Origin of the sequence: Thermomonas brevis, from assembly GCF_014395425.1 — a bacterium.
In the GTDB taxonomy this organism is placed as follows: domain Bacteria; phylum Pseudomonadota; class Gammaproteobacteria; order Xanthomonadales; family Xanthomonadaceae; genus Thermomonas; species Thermomonas brevis.
The window spans coordinates 17,928-35,060 of record NZ_CP060711.1 but is presented as its reverse complement, the minus strand read 5'-3'; the positions used below and the strand labels follow the sequence as shown (position 1 = coordinate 35,060).

The window sequence follows — 17,133 nt, the reverse complement described above, 5'->3', positions numbered from 1 at the left end:
CGAAGCGCACGCGCGGCGGCATGGCCCTAGAATCGGGCCATGCTCAAGATCGACACCCACGCCCACTACCTGCCGCGCGACTGGCCCGACCTTGCCGCCAAATACGGCGACAACCGCTTCCCGGTGATCCACCACGGCGACGACGGCCGCCATCGCATCTACAAGGACGGCAAGTTCTTCCGCGAGATCTGGCCGAAGACCTGGGACCCGCAGATCCGCATCGACGACTACGCCGGCTTCGGCGTGCAGGTGCAGGTGCTGTCCACCGTGCCGGTGATGTTCAGCTACTGGGCGAAGGCGCACCAGGCGCTGGAACTGCACAAGTCGCTCAACGACCACATGGCGCAGACCTGTCGCGACTTCCCGCGCCACTACGCCGGCATCGGCACGGTGCCGCTGCAGTCGCCTTCGCTGGCGGTGCGCGAGCTGGAGCGCTGCATGGACGAGCTGGGGTTGCAGGGCGTGCAGATCGGTTCGCACATCGGCGACTGGAACCTCGACGCGCCGGAGCTGTTCGAGTTCTTCGAGGCCGCCGCCGACCTGGGTGCGGCCATCCTCGTGCATCCCTGGGACATGATGGGCGCGGACTCGATGCCGAAATACTGGCTGCCGTGGCTGGTCGGGATGCCTGCCGAGCAATCGCGCGCGGCCTGCTGCCTGGTCTTTGGCGGGGTGCTGGAACGGTTGCCGAAGCTGCGCGTCGCGCTGGCCCACGGCGGCGGCAGCTTCCCCTACACCATCGGCCGCATCGAGCACGGCTTCAACATGCGGCCCGATCTGGTCGCCACCGACAACTTCCGCAATCCGCGCGAATACCTGAAGCGGCTGTATTTCGATTCCTGGGTCGCCGACGACGCGGCGCTGCGCTACCTGCTGGAAGCCTGCGGCAGCGAACGGGTGATGCTGGGCACCGACTATCCGTTCCCGCTGGGCGAACAGGTGCCGGGCGAAGGCATCGAGCGGCTCGGCCTGGCCGATGGCGAGCGCGCGCGGCTCTACCACGGCACCGCGCTGGAATGGCTGGGGCTGCCGGCATCCAGATTTGCGTGACCCTTCTTCCGAACGCGAAGCAAAGCTTTCTGGACGCGGATCAGGGCGGATGAACGCGGATCGCCATGAATCGTTCTTTTTCTGCTTCCCTGTTCGCTTTATCCGCTCTTGTCGGCTCTGATCCGCGTCAAAAGGCTCTCCTCTCATGACCCACCTTTTCACCGACGAACACGCACTGGCCCTCGACGCCGCCGACCCGCTGCGCCACTTCCGCGACGAGTTCCACCTGCCGCTGCACGACGGCGCGCCGCAGGCCTACTTCGTCGGCAACTCGCTGGGCCTGCAGCCGAAGGGCGCGCGGGCGCACGTCGAGGAAGTGCTGGACAAGTGGGCGCGCGAGGCGGTGGAAGGCCACTTCACCGGCAGCGCGCAGTGGATGCCCTACCACGAACTGGTGCGCGATCCGCTGGCGCGGGTGGTCGGCGCGCAGCCGTCGGAAGTGGTGGCGATGAATTCGCTGACCGCCAACCTGCACTTCATGCTGGTCAGCTTCTATCGCCCGACCCGCGAACGTCCGGTGCTGCTGATGGAAGCCGGCGCGTTCCCCTCGGACCGCTACGCGCTGGAATCGCAGGTGCGCTTCCACGGCTTCGACCCGGCCGAGGCGCTGGTCGAGGTGGAGCCGGACAACGCCGACGGCACGTTCTCCATGGCCGCCATCGAGCGCGCCATCGCCGAACACGGCCCGCAGCTGGCGGCCATCGTGTGGCCGGGCGTGCAGTACCGCACCGGGCAGGCGTTCGACCTGAAGGAGATCGCGCGGCTCGGCCATGCGGCCGGCGCCGTGGTCGGCTTCGACCTGGCCCACGCGGTCGGCAACCTGCCGCTGCGGTTGCACGACGCCGACGCCGACTTCGCGGTGTGGTGCCACTACAAGTACATGAACGCCGGGCCGGGCGCGGTTGCCGGCTGCTTCGTCCACGAGCGCCACGCGCGCACCGACCGCCCGCGCTTCGCCGGCTGGTGGGGCAACGATGCGTCGGTGCGCTTCAGGATGGGTCCGCAGTTCTCGCCCACGCCGGGCGCCGACGGCTGGCAGCTGTCCAATCCGCCGATCCTCGGCCTCGCCCCGCTGCGCGCCTCGCTGGACCAGTTCGACCGCGCCACGCTGCCGGCGCTGCGCGCGAAGTCGGAAGCGCTCACCGGCTACCTCGAAGCGCTGATGGACACCGACCTGCGCGACGTGCTGCAGGTGGCGACGCCGCGCGAACCGGAGCGGCGCGGCTGCCAGCTCTCCATCCGCGTCATCGGCGGCCGCGAGCGCGGCCGCGACCTGTTCGACTTCCTCGCCGCACGCGGCGTGCTCGGCGACTGGCGCGAACCGGACGTGATCCGCATCTCGCCGGTGCCGCTGTACAACACGTTCGCCGACGTGCTGCGCTTCGCGCGCACCGTGCGGGAATGGCGCACTTGATCGTCATGCCCGCGAAGGCGGGCATCCAGCTTGTGATCTTGTCTCGAAACAATGAAGCAGCCTGCCGTCTACATCCTCGCAAGCCACTATCAAGGCACTCTCTACATCGGCGTGACCAGCAATCTGATTGCAAGAACGTGGCAGCATCGAAACCATGTCGCTGACGGTTTCACCAAGCAGTACGGAGTCGAGCATCTCGTTTGGTACGAGCAACACGATTCGATGGAATCGGCAATTCAACGCGAGAAGCAACTGAAGAAATGGAATCGCGCCTGGAAAACACGGCTCATCGAATCCCTGAATCCAGCATGGAAAGACCTGTGGCCGAAGATAATCGGGGACGCGCATGACATCGGAAAAGCTGGATTCCCGCCTTCGCGGGAATGACGAGCATTTGACCCTCATCGGCGGCGGCCTGGCCGGCGCCCTGCTCGCCATCCTGCTGGCCCGGCGCGGCTGGTCGGTGGACGTGTACGAACGGCGCGGCGATCCGCGTGTGGAAGGCTATGCCGGCGGACGCTCGATCAATCTCGCGCTGGCCGAACGCGGCCTGCACGCGCTGCGCCAAGCCGGCGCCGACGACGCGGTGCTGAAGCAGGCGGTGATGATGCGCGGCCGCTACGTGCATCCGCTGCACGGCGAGCCAGGCCTGCAGCGTTACGGCCGCGACGATTCCGAAGTGATCTGGTCGATCAACCGCGGCGAGCTCAACCTGGTGCTGCTCGACATCGCCGAGTCGCACGGCGCGCGCCTGCACTTCGACCACGCGCTGGAGCGGGTGGATTTCGTCGACCACGTCGCCACCTTCCGCCACCACGCGGAAACCGTGGCCCGCCCCTTCCACGCGCTGGTCGGCGCGGACGGCGCCGGCTCGACGCTGCGCGCGGAGATGGCGAAGGTGCGGTCGCTGGGCGAACGCACCGAATGGCTGGACCACGGCTACAAGGAGCTGGAAATCCCGCCGGCCGCCGACGGCGGCTTCCGCATCGAGCCCAATGCGCTGCACATCTGGCCGCGCGGCCACTACATGTGCATCGCTCTGCCCAACGACGAGCGCACCTTCACGGTGACGCTGTTCATGCCGCATGCGGGCGCCCACCCCAGTTTCGAGCAGGTGCAGAACGGCGACGAGGCGATGGCGCTGTTCGATGCGCAGTTCCCGGACACCCTGCCGCTGATCCCGGCGCTGCGCCACGACTACGAGGCCAATCCGGTCGGCAGCCTCGCCACGCTCTACCTCGATCGCTGGCACCTCGGCGGCCAGGCGGTGCTGCTGGGCGACGCCGCGCACGCGATGGTGCCGTTCCACGGCCAAGGCATGAACTGCGCGTTCGAGGACTGCGTGGCGCTGGCCGAGCATCTGGAGCGCACGCCGTCGCTGGCGGAGGCGTTCGCCGCCTTCGAGGCCGAGCGCAAGCCGAACGCCGAGGCGATCCAGAAGATGGCGCTGGAGAACTACATCGAAATGCGCGACAAGGTGGACGACGCGGAGTTCCTGCTCCAGCGCCAGCTCGAACTGGCCTTGCAGGAGCGCCATCCCGGCCGCTTCGTGCCGCATTACGCGATGGTCACGTTCATGCGGATTCCCTACGCCATGGCCCTGCACCGCAGCGAGGTGCAGCGCGACATTCTGGTCGAGGCGACGCGCGGGCTGGTGTCGCTGGACGGCGTGGATTGGGCGGCGACGGATGCGGCCGTGCTGGTGAAGTTGGAGCCATTGGCCGATGCGTGATTTCCGTGCCCGTCATTCCCGCGAAGGCGGGCATCGTTTCGCAGACCTTGTGTCTGCGTATCCAGTGTCTTCGCTCCTCGGGAGAATCGCGGCGACTTGTACGAAAGTCACTGGATTCCCGCCTTGGCGGGAATAACGAGCAAAGCATGAGCGCCAGCTTCCTTTTCTACGACCTCGAAACCTTCGGCATCGACCCGCGCCGCAGCCGCATCGCCCAGTTCGCGGCGATCCGCACCGACGCCGAACTGAACGAGATCGACGAGCCGATCAGCTTCTTCGTGCAGCCGGCCGACGACCTGCTGCCCTCGCCCGGCGCCGCGCTGGTCACCGGCATCGCCCCGCAGGACGCGCTGCGCGACGGCGTCAACGAGGCCGCCGCGTTCGCCCGCATCATGGAGGAAATGGGCCGGCCGGAGACCTGCACCGTCGGCTACAACTCGCTGCGTTTCGACGACGAGTTCGTCCGCTACGGGCTGTACCGCAACTTCTTCGATCCCTACGAGCGCGAGTGGCGCGGCGGCAACTCGCGCTGGGACCTGCTCGACGCGCTGCGGCTGATGCACGCGCTGCGCCCCGACGGCATCGCCTGGCGCCCGCGCGAGGACGGCAAGGGCACCAGCTTCCGGCTGGAACACCTCGCCGAGGACAACGGCCTGCGCGTCGGCGAGGCGCACGAAGCGCTGTCCGACGTGCGCGCGCTGATCGGCGTCGCCCGCCTGTTCCGCCGGGCGCAGCCGCGCCTGTGGGAGTACGCGCTGCGCCTGCGCGACAAGCGCTTCGCCGCTTCGCTGCTGGACACGGTGGCGATGGCGCCGCTGCTGCACGTCTCGCAGCGCTACCCGGCCACGCGCCTGTGCGCCGCGCCGGTGCTGCCGCTGGCGCGGCATCCGCAGATCGACTCGCGGGTCATCGTGTACGACCTCGACTGCGAGCCGGACGCCTTGCTCGACCTCGACGCCGAGGCCATCGCCGCGCGCCTGTACGTTCGCCAGGAAGACCTGCCGGACGGCGAGACCCGCATCCCGCTGAAGGAAGTGCACGTCAACAAGTGTCCGGCGCTGGTGCGCTGGGACCACCTGCGCGCCGCCGACTTCGCCCGCCTCGGCATCGATCCGGAAACGGCGCTGGCGCGCGCCGAACGCATCCGCGCCGCCGGCCCGGCGCTGGCCGAGAAGATGCGCCGCGTGTTCGCGCGCGAACGCCCGGCCGGCGACGTGGATGCGGACGCCGCGCTGTACGACGGCTTCATCGGCGACGGCGACAAGCGCCTGTGCGCGCAGGTGCGCGGCACCCCGCCGCACCTGCTGGCGAAGGCGCAATACGCTTTCCGCGACGCGCGCCTGCCCGAGCTGCTGCTGCGCTACCGCGCCCGCAACTGGCCGGACAGCCTGCTGCCGGCGGAACGCGGGCAATGGGACGACTATCGCCGCCGGCGCCTGCTGGGCGACGCCGGCCTGTCCGAAACCACGCTGGCGCAGTACCGCGCGGAGATCGCCGCGCTGCGCACCGAGTACGCGGACGACGGCGCCAGGCTCGCCCTGCTGGGCCGGCTGGCCGACTGGGGCGACGGCCTCGCCGCCGGCCTCGGCGACTGACCGCTACACTTGCGCCGAATCCCGGGAGTCGCCGTCGTGTCGAAGAACGTCGTGTCGAAGAGACGCAAGTGGGCGCTGGCCGTCCTGATCGCGCTGCTGCTGGCGGTGCTGGCCTACGTCGTCGCCGGCCCGTACCTGGCGATCAACGGCATCCGCAATCTGGTCGCGGCCGGGGAGTACGGCGAGCTGTGGCGGTTCGTGGACTTCGACAAGCTGCGGGAGAACGTGCGCCCGCAGATCCAGGAGCGCATCGCCCGCGGCATCATGGGGCGCGTCGGTCCCAGCGAAACCGCGCGCACCGTCGGCGACGTCACCGCGCTGATCGCGCAGCCGGCCATCGACGCGATGGTCTCGCCCGCCGGCATCGCCACCCTGCTGCAGGGCAGCGCGCTGGCGCACCGCGTCGCCGGCAAGGTCGACGCGGACGGCGAGGCCCGCGCCGTCGATCCGCTCAAGGACGCGAAGACCGGCTACGTTTCGCCCTCGCTGTTCACCGCCACCGTGCGGAACGCGGAAGGCCGGCCGGTGGTGTTCGAGTTCCGTCGCGACGGCCTGAGCTGGAAGCTGGCCGGGCTGCGTCTGCCGGAATAACGCGGCCGTTATCGATTATTCGCGACGCCATGCGGCACGTGCCCCGCGGCCACGTGGCGGCGCGCCGAATCGATGTTGTGGGGCGAGTCGTCGAAGAAGATGTCGGCGCCGAACGCTTCCAGGAACGGGCCCTTGTCGCGCCCGCCGAGGAACAGTGCCTCGTCCAGCCGCACGCCCCATTCGCGCAGCGTGCGGATCACCCGCTCGTGCGCCGGCGCAGAGCGCGCGGTGACCAGCGCGGTGCGGATCGGCGAGGCCGCGCCGGGCGGAAACGCCGCCTGCAGGTCGTGCAGCGCCGCCAGGAAGCCGCGGAACGGGCCGCCCGACAGCGGCTCGTGCGCGCGTTCGCGCTCGTGGCGGCCGAACGCCTCCACGCCCTGCTCGCGCGACACCCGCTCGCTCTCGTCGCCGAAGATCACCGCGTCGCCGTCGAAGGCGATGCGCAGCTGGCGCTGGCGCGGCTCGCTGGCCTTCTCCGGCAGGATGGTGGCGGCCGCCACGCCGGCCTCCAGCGCCTGCCGCACCGACTCCGGGTTGGCCGACAGGAACAGCTGCGCGCCGAACGGCCTGATGTAGGGCCAGACCGGCGCGCCGGCGGTGAAGGTGGCGCGCACGATGCCCAGCCCGTAATGCTGGATCGAGTTGAACACGCGCAGGCCGGTGTCCGACGAGTTGCGCGACAGCAGGATCACTTCGACCCGCGGCGCGTCCTCGTTCAGCGCCAACAGCTTGCGCACCAGCGGGAAGGCGATGCCCGGCGGCAGCACGTCGTTCTCGTGCTGGCGCTGGTGCTCCGCGAACGCGACGATGCCCTCGCGCTCGAACAGCGCGTGGCTGTCCTCCATGTGGAACAGCGCCCGCGCGGTGATCGCCACCACCAGCGGCGGCGGAATCCGGTCGGGCGAGGTCGCGGGATCGAACTCAGCCATGGTGCTGCGCGTCGCGCTGGAACAGGGCCCGCTGCGGCCGGTGCAGCGCGAAGCCCTGCGCGTAGTCGACGTTCATCGACGCGAGCATGTCCAGCAGCTCCTTCGACGACACCCATTCGGCGACCACCGTCAGCCCCTGCTGGTGGGCGATGTCGGTGACCGCGCGGATGATCGACTGCGACATGCGGTCGCTGGCCATGTTCTGCACGAAGCTGCCGTCGATCTTCACCATGTCCAGCTCCAGGTTCTTCAGGTAGCCGAACGAGGACATGCCGGCGCCGAAATCGTCCAGCGCCACCCGGCAGCCCAGCGAGCGCAGCCGCGCGATCAGCGCGCTGGAGGCGGCGAAATCGCGCATCGCCACGGTCTCGGTGATCTCGAACACCAGCCGGCGCGCGTCGATCTGGTACAGCGCCACCAGCTGCGCGATCCGCTCGAACAGGCCGGCGTCCTCCAGGCTGGCGCCGGACAGGTTGATCGCGCAGGTCGCGAGCCGGCCGCCGTCGGGATGGATGCGGTCGATGTTGCCGAGCGCGGTTTCCACCACCCAGCGGTCGATCAGCGGCATCAGGCCGTAGCGTTCGGCCGCCGGCAGGAACGCGCCGGGCAGCACTTCGCCGCCGTCCTCGCCGCGCAGCCGCAGCAGCAGTTCGATGTGCGCGCCTTCGCCATTGCCCGGCCGCAGCGGATGCAGCTCCTGGTAGTCGAGCAGCAGCCGCCCGTCGCGCAGCGCGTCGCGGATGCGGTTGGCCCATTCCATCTCGCCCAGCCGGCTGGTGATGGCGGTGTCGTCTTCCGCGTACACGTGGACGCGGTTGCGCCCCGCTTCCTTGGCCAGGTAGCAGGCGGCGTCGGCATGCGCGAACAGCTCCTTCAGCGAGGTGGCGTTCGCCAGCATGACCGCGCCGATGCTGGCGCTGATCGTGTAGGTCCGCTGCTCCCAGCCGAAGATGAAGCCTTCGATGCAGCGCCGCAGCCGCTCCGCCGCCTGCAGCGCGGCCTCGATGGTGGGCACGCCGGACAGCAGCACGCCGAACTCGTCGCCGCCCAGCCGCCCCAGCACGTCCTCGGGACGCAGCTTCTCGCGCATCACCGTCGCCAGCTGCACCAGCAGCTCGTCGCCAGCGCGGTGGCCGGAGGTGTCGTTGATCAGCTTGAACTGGTCGAGGTCGATGAACAGCAGCGCGCCGTCGCCGCGGTCGGCGCGCGCGAGCATGGCCTGCGCGCGCGCCTCGAACTCGCGGCGGTTGTATAGCCGGGTCAGCGAATCGTGGCTGGCCTGATAACTGAGGCTCTCGGTGAGCTGGCGCTGCTCGGACACGTCGCTGGCGACCAGCAGCCACATCGGGTTGCCGTCCAGCTCGATCGAGCTGACCCAGGCGCTGGCCCAGAACAGCGCGCCGGCGGCGTCGCGCATCTGCACTTCCACCGCGGCCAGGTCGCCCTCGCTGCCGCCGCACAGGCGGGCGATGCTGTCGGCGTCGAGCAGCGACGACAGGCCGGCCCTGCCGTCGTCCATCGCCAGCTTGTCGCGCGCGGCGGCGTTGCGGTAGACGACGGTGCCGTCGTCCTTGCGCGCCAGCAGCACCAGGCAGGGCAGCAGCTCGTTGAGCTTGCGGAAGCGCTCCTCGCTGGCGCGGAAGCGCTGGCTCATCGAGGTGCCCAGCGCGATCGCCCGTTCGCGCGTGCTGACCAGCGACCAGGTCAGCGCCGCCAGCAGCGCGCTGATCACCGCGCCGATCCACAGCACCAGCTCCCAGCCGTCGCGCTCGTTCGGCGTCGCGCGCGGATAGGCGACGACGTTCCAGGTGCGCCCGCCGAAGCGCAGCTTCACCGTGTGCGCCGGCTTGTCCGCGCGCTCGCCGAAGCGGTGCAGGTACAGCTGCCTCGGCGCGGGGCCGCTGATGTCCTCCACCGCCAGGTCGGCCAGCAGCGCGGGCGCTTCCGACACCGTCGAGGCGAGTAGGTCGGAAATCCGGAACGAGGCGCCGACCGAGCCGATGATCGCCGCGCGGCGCGCCTCCACCGTGGTCGGGACGGTGCCGGACGCGTAGATCGGCAGGCGCAGGATGAAGCCTGAGCCGCTGGCCTGGCGCAGGTCGAACGGCGCGGACATGGTCACCTGGTCGGTGTCGCGCGAACGCAGCAGCGCCTCCAGGTTCATCGGCTGGGTGGTGATGTCGAGGCCGCGGATCGATTCGTTGCCCTGCTCCGGGGCGAACATCGCGGTGACGTAGTGGTCGCCGTCGGCACGGCGCTGGCGCTCCACGTAGGCCAGCGCCTGCAGGCTGATCCGGACCACGCTGTTGGACTGCATGTTCTCGTAGGCGCGGGCGTATTCCTCCGGCGACACGTTGTCCGAGGCCAGGAAGATCGACTGGAACGCGCGGATCAGGTGCTCGCACTGGTCGAGCTGGACGTGGATCGCGGCGGCGGCGTTCTCCACTTCCATGACGAACAGGTGGCGTTCGTCGCGCTCGCTGCGCCGCCGCTCGCCTTCCGCCAGCCAGAAGGTCAGGGCCATGCCGAGCAGGAACGCGACCGCCGCCCAGGCCCACGCGGGCACCCGCCGCCTGGAGCCCAGGCCGGCGGCGGACGTTTCGATGTCGTGGGCCTCGAACGGCATCTGCGCTCCGTGCATGCGGAAGGGAAACGTCACACCGCGAACTGCTCGATCAATATCCTTTCTTCGAGATTGTGCTCGGGGTCGAACAGCAGGGTGACGCTGCGGTCGCGCGACTCGCGCACCAATACCTCGGTAACGTCGCGCACCTCGTGTGAATCCGCCGTCGCGCTGACCGGCCGCTTGAGCGGATCGCGCACCCGGAAGCGCACCTCCGTGCCCGACTTCAGCACCGCGCCGCGCCAGCGCCGCGGTCGGAACGGCGCGATCGGCGTCAGCGCCATCACGTTGGCCCCGAGCGGCAATATCGGCCCGTGCGCGGAAAAGTTGTAGGCGGTGCTGCCGGCCGGCGTGGCCAGCATCACGCCGTCGCAGATCAGTTCGTCGAGGCGGACCTCGCCGTTGAGCTCGATGGTCACGTGCGCGGCCTGGCGGGTCTGGCGCAGCAGCGAAACCTCGTTGTAGGCCAGCGAGCCGACGGTGGCGCCGGATTCGGTCTGCGCCAGCATTTCCAGCGGATGCAGCACCGCCGGCTCGGCGTCGGCGATGCGCGCCAGCGGGTCTTCGTCCTCGCGGAACTGGTTCATCAGGAAGCCGACCGTGCCCAGCTTCATCCCGTACACCGGCTTGCCCAGCCCGCCGTGGCGGTGCAGCGTCTGCAGCATGAAACCGTCGCCGCCCAGCGGCACGATCACGTCGGCGTCCTGCGGCGCCAGCGTGCCGTAGCGCTTCGACAGCACGGCCAGCGCGGCTTGCGCGTCTTCGGTCGGGCTGGCCAGCAGGGCGAGTCTTGGCGTGGTCATGCGGCGAGCTTAGCAGCCGGCCCGTCCAGGGTCAGCCGCGGAAACGCGAAAGGCGGACTTGCGTCCGCCTTCGCCTCATCCGCCTGTAGGCACCTTCTCCCCGCACAGGGCGGGGAGAAGGTGCACGGCATCAGCCGCGCTGGGCCAGCTGCGCCACGCGCTGCACCGCCACCGAGACGGTCGGGTAGTCCAGCGTCTTCTGCGCGGCCAGCTCGGTGAGCATCGCCAGGGTGAAGCGCAGCGAGGCGTCGTCGCGCGACAGCCACGCCTGCACCTTGGCGTCCGGCTCCTTGCCCGGCATCGCCAGCACCTGCGCGGTCAGCGAGCGCAGCTGCGCGAACAGCTCGTCGCGCAGCACGCCGCGCGCCACCGCGTGCCAGCGCCCCTCCACCTTCAGCGCCTCGATCTGCGCGCGCAGCCACGGCGCGTGCAGCGCGTCGGCCAGGCGGAAATAGACCTTGGCGACCTCGATCGTGCGCAGCTTGCGCTCGCGCGCCAGCTCGATGATGTCGGCGCTCGACTCCAGGTACGGCAGCGCGGCGAGCTGGTCGGCCAGCGCCGCCGGCACGCCCTTGGCCCGCCAGTCCTTGCGGCTGGCCTCGTACTCCGGCCGCTGCGACGGCGGCAGGATGCCCTCGCCGGCGAGGATGTCGCGGAAGCCTTCGTGGTAGCGCTCCACCGCGGTGGTGATCGCCGGCACCGCGCCCGGCCGCGCCAGCAGCCAGCGGGTGAAGCCGCGCTGCAGCTCCCAGATCACCTGCAACGCGTCGATCTGCACCGACTCGGCCACCTTGCCGTCCAGCGCGTCGATCTTCGCCCACAGCTCGCGCGCGTCCAGCGTCTCGCGGGTGATGGTGTAGGCGCGGGCGATCTCGCCGATGCTGCGGCCGCTGTCTTCCTGCATGCGCATCAGGAAGGTCGCGCCCATCCGGTTGATGGTGGAGTTGGTCACCGCCGTGGCGATGATCTCGCGCTTCAGGCGGTGGTTCTCCATCGCCTTGGCATATTTCTTCTGCAGCGGCGCCGGGAAGTAGCGCTCCAGCTCCTTGGACAGGTACGGGTCTTCCGGCACGTCCGAGTCCAGCAGCTGCGGGAACGCCACCAGCTTGGAATACGACAGCAGCACGCACAGCTCCGGCCGGGTCAGGCCCTGCCCGCGCAGCTTGCGCTCGGCCATCTGCGCATCGGTCGGCAGGTATTCGATCTGCCGGTCCAGCAGGCCCTGCGACTCCAGCGTGGTGATGAAGTGCATCTTCGAGCCGAGGCGCGCCGCGCTCATCCGCTCCATCAGGCTCAGGGTCTGGTTCTGGCGGTAGTTGTCGTTCAGCACCAGCTGCGCGACCTCGTCGGTCATCGCCGCCAGCAGCTTGTTGCGCTCGGCCAGCTTGAGCCGCTTCTTCTGCACCTCGCCATTGAGCAGGATCTTGATGTTGACCTCGTGGTCGGAGGTGTCCACGCCAGCGGAGTTGTCGATGAAGTCGGTGTTGAGCAGCACGCCCACCTGCGCGGCCTCGATGCGGCCGAGCTGGGTCATGCCGAGGTTGCCGCCCTCGCCTACCACCTTGCAGCGCAGGTCGGAGCCGTTGACGCGCAGCGCGTTGTTGGCGCGGTCGCCGACGTCGGCGTTGGTCTCGGTGGAGGCCTTGACGTAGGTGCCGATGCCGCCGTTCCACAGCAGGTCCACCGGCGCCTTCAGCGCGGCGCTCATCAGCTCGGTCGGGGTCATCGACTTGATGCCGGCGTCGATGCCCAGCGCCTCGCGCACCTGCGGGGTGATCTCGATCGACTTCAGCGAGCGCGGATACACGCCGCCGCCCTTGCTGATCAGCTTCGCGTCGTAGTCCGCCCAGCTCGAACGCGGCACCTTGAACAGGCGCGAACGCTCCTTGAACGAGGCCGCGGCGTCCGGGGCCGGATCGAGGAAGACGTGGCGGTGGTCGAACGCGCAGACCAGGCGGATGTGCTCGGACAGCAGCATGCCGTTGCCGAACACGTCGCCGGACATGTCGCCGATGCCGACCACGGTGAAGTCCTGCGTCTGGCTGTCGCGGCCGAGCGCGCGGAAGTGGCGCTTGACCGATTCCCACGCGCCGCGCGCGGTGATGCCCATGCCCTTGTGGTCGTAGCCCACCGAGCCGCCCGAGGCGAACGCGTCGTCCAGCCAGAAGCCGTGCGCCTGGGCGATGCCGTTGGCGGTGTCGGAGAAGGTCGCAGTGCCCTTGTCGGCGGCGACCACCAGGTACGGGTCGTCGCCGTCGTGGCGGACCACGCCGGCCGGCGGCACGATCTTGTTGTCGACGATGTTGTCGGTGATGTCCAGCAGGCCGTTGATGAAGCGCTTGTAGCAGGCCACGCCCTCGGCGAACCACGCGTCGCGGTCCACCGCCGGGCTCGGCAGCTGCTTGGGATAGAAGCCGCCCTTGCTGCCCACCGGCACGATCACGGTGTTCTTCACCATCTGCGCCTTGACCAGGCCCAGCACCTCGGTGCGGAAGTCCTCGCGGCGGTCCGACCAGCGCAGGCCGCCGCGCGCCACCGGACCGAAGCGCAGGTGGGTGCCTTCCACGCGCGGGCCGCAGACCCAGATCTCGCGGTACGGGCGCGGCTTCGGCAGGTCCGGCACCTTGGCGGTGTCGAACTTGAAGGCGAGGTAGTCGGCCGGGCCGCCGTCCTTGCGCAGGCCGTCTTTGTACTCGATGTAGTAGTTGGTGCGCAGGGTGGCGTCGATCACGCCGATGAAGCTGCGCAGGATGCGGTCCTCGTCCAGGCTGGCGACGCGGTCCAGCAGGCCCAGCAGCGCGCCGCGCGCGGCCTCGACCTGTTTGTCGCGGTTGCCGGTGCGGGTCGCCACCAGCGCCTTGAGCGCGGCCATCGCGGCCTCGTCGCCGGCGGCCAGCGCCTTCAGCTGCGCGCCGAAGCGCTCCATGCCGCGCTTGATCTCGGCGTCGCTCTCCTTGCCGGTCGCCGGGTCGAAGCGCGCCTCGAACAGCTCGACCAGCAGCCGCGCCAGCAGCGGGTAGCGGATCAGCGTGGCTTCCATGTAGCTCTGCGAGAAGGTCACGCCGGTCTGCAGCAGATACTTGCAGTAGGCGCGCAGCATCGCGACCTGCTTCCACGACAGGCCGGCGGCCAGCACCAGCCGGTTGAAGCCGTCGTTCTCGGCGTCGCCGCGCCAGATGCGGGCGAAGGCGTCCTCGAAGTTCTCGTCCAGCGCATCGACGTCCAGCTCGCCCTGCAGCGACTCGACCTCGAAGTCCTGGATGAAGGCCAGCCCGCTCTCGGCGTCGATCCGGTAGGGATGCTCGGTGATCACGCGCAGGCCCATGTTCTCCATCATCGGCAACGCGTCGGACAGCGGGATGTCGCGCAGCGGCCGGTACAGCTTCAGGCGCAGGCTGTCGTTCTTGTGCGGGGCGCGCGACAGCGACAGGCGCAGGTCGCCTTCTCCGGACAGCGCGGCCAGGTGTTCCACGTCGTCGGCCGCGGCCCCGGGGCTGACCTCCTCGATGTAGCCCGCCGGCAGGGCGCGGCCGAAGCGCGCGGCCAGCTTCAGGCCGGCCTCCTCGCCGTGGCGGGCGACCAGCCGCTCGCGCAGGTCGTCGCGCCAGTCGCGCACGATCTCGGCCAGCTTCGCTTCCAGCGTCGGCATGTCGATCTCGGCGTTGGCGGCGGCGTTGGCCGACGGCCGCACGATGATGTGCAGCTGCGCCAGCGGCGAATCGCCGATCTGCACGTTGGTGTCGATGCGATCGCCGTCCAGCGCCTCGCGCAGCATCGCCTCGATGCGGTGGCGCACCTGCGTGCTCATGCGCTCGCGCGGCACGTAGGCCAGCGCCGAGTAGTAGCGGCCGTAGCGGTCGCGGCGCAGGAACAGCTTGCTGCGCACGCGTTCCTGCAGGCCGAGGATGCCCATGCAGGTGCGGAACAGTTCCTCCTCGCTGGACTGGAACAGCTCGTCGCGCGGCAGGGTTTCCAGGATGTGGCGCAGCGCCTTGCCGCTGTGGCTGCTGCCGCTCAGGCCGGAGCGCTCCATCACGTGGGCGTGGCGCTCGCGCACCAGCGGGATGTCCCACGGGCGGCGGGTGTAGGCGCTGGAGGTGTACAGGCCGAGGAAGCGCTGTTCGCCGACCGCGCGGCCCTTGGCGTCGAATTCGAGCACGCCGATGTAGTCCATGTAGCCGGGGCGGTGGACGGTGGCGCGGGCGTTGGTCTTGGTCAGGATCAGCGCGTCCTCGGAACCGGACTGCGGCATGAAGTGCGCGGCCAGCGACTTGATCGGGCGCGGCTTGCCGCCGTCGTCGCCGCGCAGCAGGCCCATGCCGCTGCCCGGCACCGCCGCCAGCACCTCGTCCTTGCCCTGCTTCTGCACCTTGTATTCGCGGTAGCCGAAGAAGGTGAAGTGGTCGTCCGCGGCCCAGCGCAGGAACTCCTGCGCCTCCTTGCGGCCGGCTTCGCCCACCGGCAGCTTGCGGGTCGCCAGTTCCTCGGCCACCTCGCGCATGCGCGCGCGCATCGGCTCCCAGTCGTTCACGATCGAACGCACGTCCTCCAGCACGCCGTTGATGCGCGCCTTCACGGAGGCCATCGCCGCCTGCGGCTGGCGGTCGATCTCCAGGTGCATCAGCGACTCGGGCTCGCCCTCGCCGATCGACGCCAGCTTGCCGGCCTTGTCGCGGCTCAGGCGGATCACCGGGTGGCCCAGCACGTGCACGCCGATGCCGGCCTCGGCCAGCGCCATGGTCACCGAATCGACCAGGAACGGCATGTCGTCGTTGACGATCTGCAGCACGGTGTGCGCGGAGTCGGCGGGATTGAACAGGCGGACGTTGGCCTTGCCGCGCTTGCGGATGCGCGCGAACTCCAGCATGTCGGCGGCCAGCTCGGCCCAGCCGGCGGCGCCGCGGCTGGCGATCTCCTCGGCGTCCATGCGCCGGTAGAAGGCGCCCGCGAACGCCCGCGCCTCGGCCTGCCCGGCCTTGCCCACGCGCTTGGCCAGCGCGTCGAGGATGGGTTTCAGGTCCTCGCCGGCATTCGTCTCGACTGTCTTGTTCATCTGGATCGTAGCCTCCAAAGGGAAACGGCCGCGCAGGGGGCGCGGCCGTCTGGGTCGTTGTTGTCGTCAGCGCAGGCCGGTTTCGCCGCGGGCGATGACCAGGCGCTGTATTTCACTGGTGCCTTCGTAGATTTCGGTGATCTTGGCGTCGCGGAAGTAGCGCTCGATCGGCATCTCCTTCGAATAGCCCATGCCGCCGTGGATCTGCAGCGCCTGGTGGCTGATCCACATCGCCGCTTCCGACGCGGTCAGCTTGGCCACCGACGCCTCGGTGGTGAAGCGCTTGCCCTGCCCCTTCAGCCACGCCGCGCGCAGCGTCAGCAGCAGCGCCGCGTCCAGCTTGCACTTCATGTCGGCGATCTTGGCCTGGGTCATCTGGAACGCGCCGATCGGCTGGCCGAACGCCTTGCGCTCCTTCACGTAGGCCAGCGTGGCCTCATAGGCGGCGCGGGCGATGCCGATGGCTTGGGACGCGATGCCGATGCGGCCGGCGTCCAGCACGCCCATGGCGATCTTGAAGCCGTGGCCCTCGTCGCCCAGCACCTCGTCCGGCTGGACGACGTAGTCGGCGAACTCGATCTCGCAGGTGGCCGAGGCGCGGATGCCCAGCTTCGGCTCGGTCTTGCCGCGGTGGAAGCCGGCGCGGTCGGTGTCGATCATGAACGCGGTGATGCCGCGCGCGCCCTTGTCCGGCTCGGTCATCGCGAACAGCACGATGTACTTCGCGACCGGGCCGGAGGTGATCCAGCTCTTCTTGCCGTTGACGACGAAAGTGCCGTCGGCCTGCTTCGTCGCGCGGCAGCGCATCGCGGTGGCGTCGGAGCCGGACTGCGGCTCGGTCAGCGCGAACGCGCCGATCTCGCGGCCTTCGGCAATCGCGCGCACGTACTTCTGCTTCTGCGCCTCGGTGCCGAAGGTCAGGATGCCGTTGCAGAACAGCGAATTGTTCACCGAGACAATCGTGCTGTGGGCGGCGTCGGCCGCGGCGATCTCCACCATCGCCAGCACGTAGGCCACCGGGTCCATGCCGGCGCCGCCGTACTCGGCCGGCACCTCGATGCCCATCAGGCCGTTCTCGCCGAGGGTGCGGATGTTGTCGAGCGGGAATTCGCCGGTCTGGTCGTGGTGTTCGGCGCTGGGCAGGATCTTCTCGCGGGCGATGCGCCGCGCCACGTCCTGCAGCATCAGTTGTTCTTCGCTGAATCCGAAATCCACGACCGCCCCTCTGCGTCTTCGAAGTGGCGCCATTGTAGCCCCGCGCCGCGCGGAACCGTAGCCGTGCGGGCCGCGCCCGGCGCTTCGCCGCCGGCCTCGCTGCGAAACGCCCATGCGCGCCGCGTACA

Annotated in this window: 11 protein-coding genes; 6 read left to right on the top strand and 5 right to left on the bottom strand. The window is 69.6% G+C overall.

The genetic code is table 11. The annotated features are described in order from the left end of the window. Positions 1 to 39 precede the first annotated feature (39 nt). The 6 genes from H9L17_RS00150 to H9L17_RS00125 all read left to right on the top strand — a co-directional run bounded on the left by H9L17_RS00150 (position 40) and on the right by H9L17_RS00125 (position 6,382). Positions 40 to 1,050, top strand: coding sequence for an amidohydrolase family protein (locus tag H9L17_RS00150; protein ID WP_187570408.1), 1,011 nt, complete (start codon positions 40 to 42; stop codon positions 1,048 to 1,050). A 145-nt stretch (positions 1,051 to 1,195) separates the two neighbouring features. Then, positions 1,196 to 2,464: a kynureninase gene (kynU, locus tag H9L17_RS00145; protein WP_187570407.1), complete on the top strand. Its 1,269-nt coding sequence runs from the start codon at positions 1,196 to 1,198 to the stop codon at positions 2,462 to 2,464. Between the two features lie 51 nt (positions 2,465 to 2,515). After that, positions 2,516 to 2,851 carry a GIY-YIG nuclease family protein gene (locus tag H9L17_RS00140; RefSeq protein WP_187570406.1) on the top strand — a complete coding sequence of 112 codons (336 nt, stop codon included), beginning with the start codon at positions 2,516 to 2,518 and terminating at the stop codon, positions 2,849 to 2,851. Then, positions 2,811 to 4,196 (top strand): FAD-dependent oxidoreductase, encoded by a 1,386-nt coding sequence (locus tag H9L17_RS00135; protein ID WP_187570405.1) that lies wholly within the window; start codon positions 2,811 to 2,813, stop codon positions 4,194 to 4,196. Before H9L17_RS00140 ends, H9L17_RS00135 begins: the two co-directional genes overlap by 41 nt. 146 nt (positions 4,197 to 4,342) lie before the next feature. Beyond that, the gene (gene sbcB, locus H9L17_RS00130) at positions 4,343 to 5,791 is read left to right on the top strand and encodes an exodeoxyribonuclease I (protein ID WP_187570404.1); all 1,449 of its coding nucleotides are present in this window, start codon (positions 4,343 to 4,345) and stop codon (positions 5,789 to 5,791) included. A 36-nt stretch (positions 5,792 to 5,827) separates the two neighbouring features. Next, positions 5,828 to 6,382 carry a DUF2939 domain-containing protein gene (locus tag H9L17_RS00125; protein ID WP_187570403.1) on the top strand — a complete coding sequence of 185 codons (555 nt, stop codon included), beginning with the start codon at positions 5,828 to 5,830 and terminating at the stop codon, positions 6,380 to 6,382. A gap of 8 nt (positions 6,383 to 6,390) precedes the next feature. On the opposite strand, the gene H9L17_RS00120 is transcribed toward H9L17_RS00125, so the two are convergent. From H9L17_RS00120 to H9L17_RS00100, 5 genes are all read right to left on the bottom strand, one after another. After that, positions 6,391 to 7,311, bottom strand: coding sequence for a 5'-nucleotidase (locus tag H9L17_RS00120; protein ID WP_187570402.1), 921 nt, complete (start codon positions 7,309 to 7,311; stop codon positions 6,391 to 6,393). Further along, a complete protein-coding gene (locus tag H9L17_RS00115; RefSeq protein WP_187570401.1) occupies positions 7,304 to 9,937 on the bottom strand; it encodes a bifunctional diguanylate cyclase/phosphodiesterase in 2,634 nt (877 codons plus the stop codon). The genes H9L17_RS00120 and H9L17_RS00115 overlap by 8 nt, the downstream gene beginning before the upstream one ends. Positions 9,938 to 9,966: 29 nt before the next feature. Further along, positions 9,967 to 10,737, bottom strand: coding sequence for an NAD kinase (locus H9L17_RS00110; RefSeq protein ID WP_187570400.1), 771 nt, complete (start codon positions 10,735 to 10,737; stop codon positions 9,967 to 9,969). A 130-nt stretch (positions 10,738 to 10,867) separates the two neighbouring features. After that, the gene (locus tag H9L17_RS00105) at positions 10,868 to 15,790 is read right to left on the bottom strand and encodes an NAD-glutamate dehydrogenase (RefSeq protein WP_187570399.1); all 4,923 of its coding nucleotides are present in this window, start codon (positions 15,788 to 15,790) and stop codon (positions 10,868 to 10,870) included. A gap of 66 nt (positions 15,791 to 15,856) precedes the next feature. Continuing rightward, positions 15,857 to 17,038 (bottom strand): acyl-CoA dehydrogenase family protein, encoded by a 1,182-nt coding sequence (locus H9L17_RS00100; protein ID WP_187570398.1) that lies wholly within the window; start codon positions 17,036 to 17,038, stop codon positions 15,857 to 15,859. Positions 17,039 to 17,133 lie beyond the last annotated feature (95 nt).

What these genes read in the sequence shown, in the direction of transcription:
- kynU (WP_187570407.1), top strand. Translation starts at nt 1,196, where the DNA reads ATGACCCACCTTTTCACCGACGAACACGCACTGGCCCTCGACGCCGCC.
- H9L17_RS00100 (WP_187570398.1), bottom strand. Translation starts at nt 17,038, where the DNA reads ATGGCGCCACTTCGAAGACGCAGAGGGGCGGTCGTGGATTTCGGATTC.
- H9L17_RS00150 (WP_187570408.1), top strand. Translation starts at nt 40, where the DNA reads ATGCTCAAGATCGACACCCACGCCCACTACCTGCCGCGCGACTGGCCC.
- H9L17_RS00115 (WP_187570401.1), bottom strand. Translation starts at nt 9,937, where the DNA reads ATGCCGTTCGAGGCCCACGACATCGAAACGTCCGCCGCCGGCCTGGGC.
- H9L17_RS00110 (WP_187570400.1), bottom strand. Translation starts at nt 10,737, where the DNA reads ATGACCACGCCAAGACTCGCCCTGCTGGCCAGCCCGACCGAAGACGCG.
- H9L17_RS00120 (WP_187570402.1), bottom strand. Translation starts at nt 7,311, where the DNA reads ATGGCTGAGTTCGATCCCGCGACCTCGCCCGACCGGATTCCGCCGCCG.
- sbcB (WP_187570404.1), top strand. Translation starts at nt 4,343, where the DNA reads ATGAGCGCCAGCTTCCTTTTCTACGACCTCGAAACCTTCGGCATCGAC.
- H9L17_RS00105 (WP_187570399.1), bottom strand. Translation starts at nt 15,790, where the DNA reads ATGAACAAGACAGTCGAGACGAATGCCGGCGAGGACCTGAAACCCATC.
- H9L17_RS00140 (WP_187570406.1), top strand. Translation starts at nt 2,516, where the DNA reads ATGAAGCAGCCTGCCGTCTACATCCTCGCAAGCCACTATCAAGGCACT.
- H9L17_RS00135 (WP_187570405.1), top strand. Translation starts at nt 2,811, where the DNA reads ATGACATCGGAAAAGCTGGATTCCCGCCTTCGCGGGAATGACGAGCAT.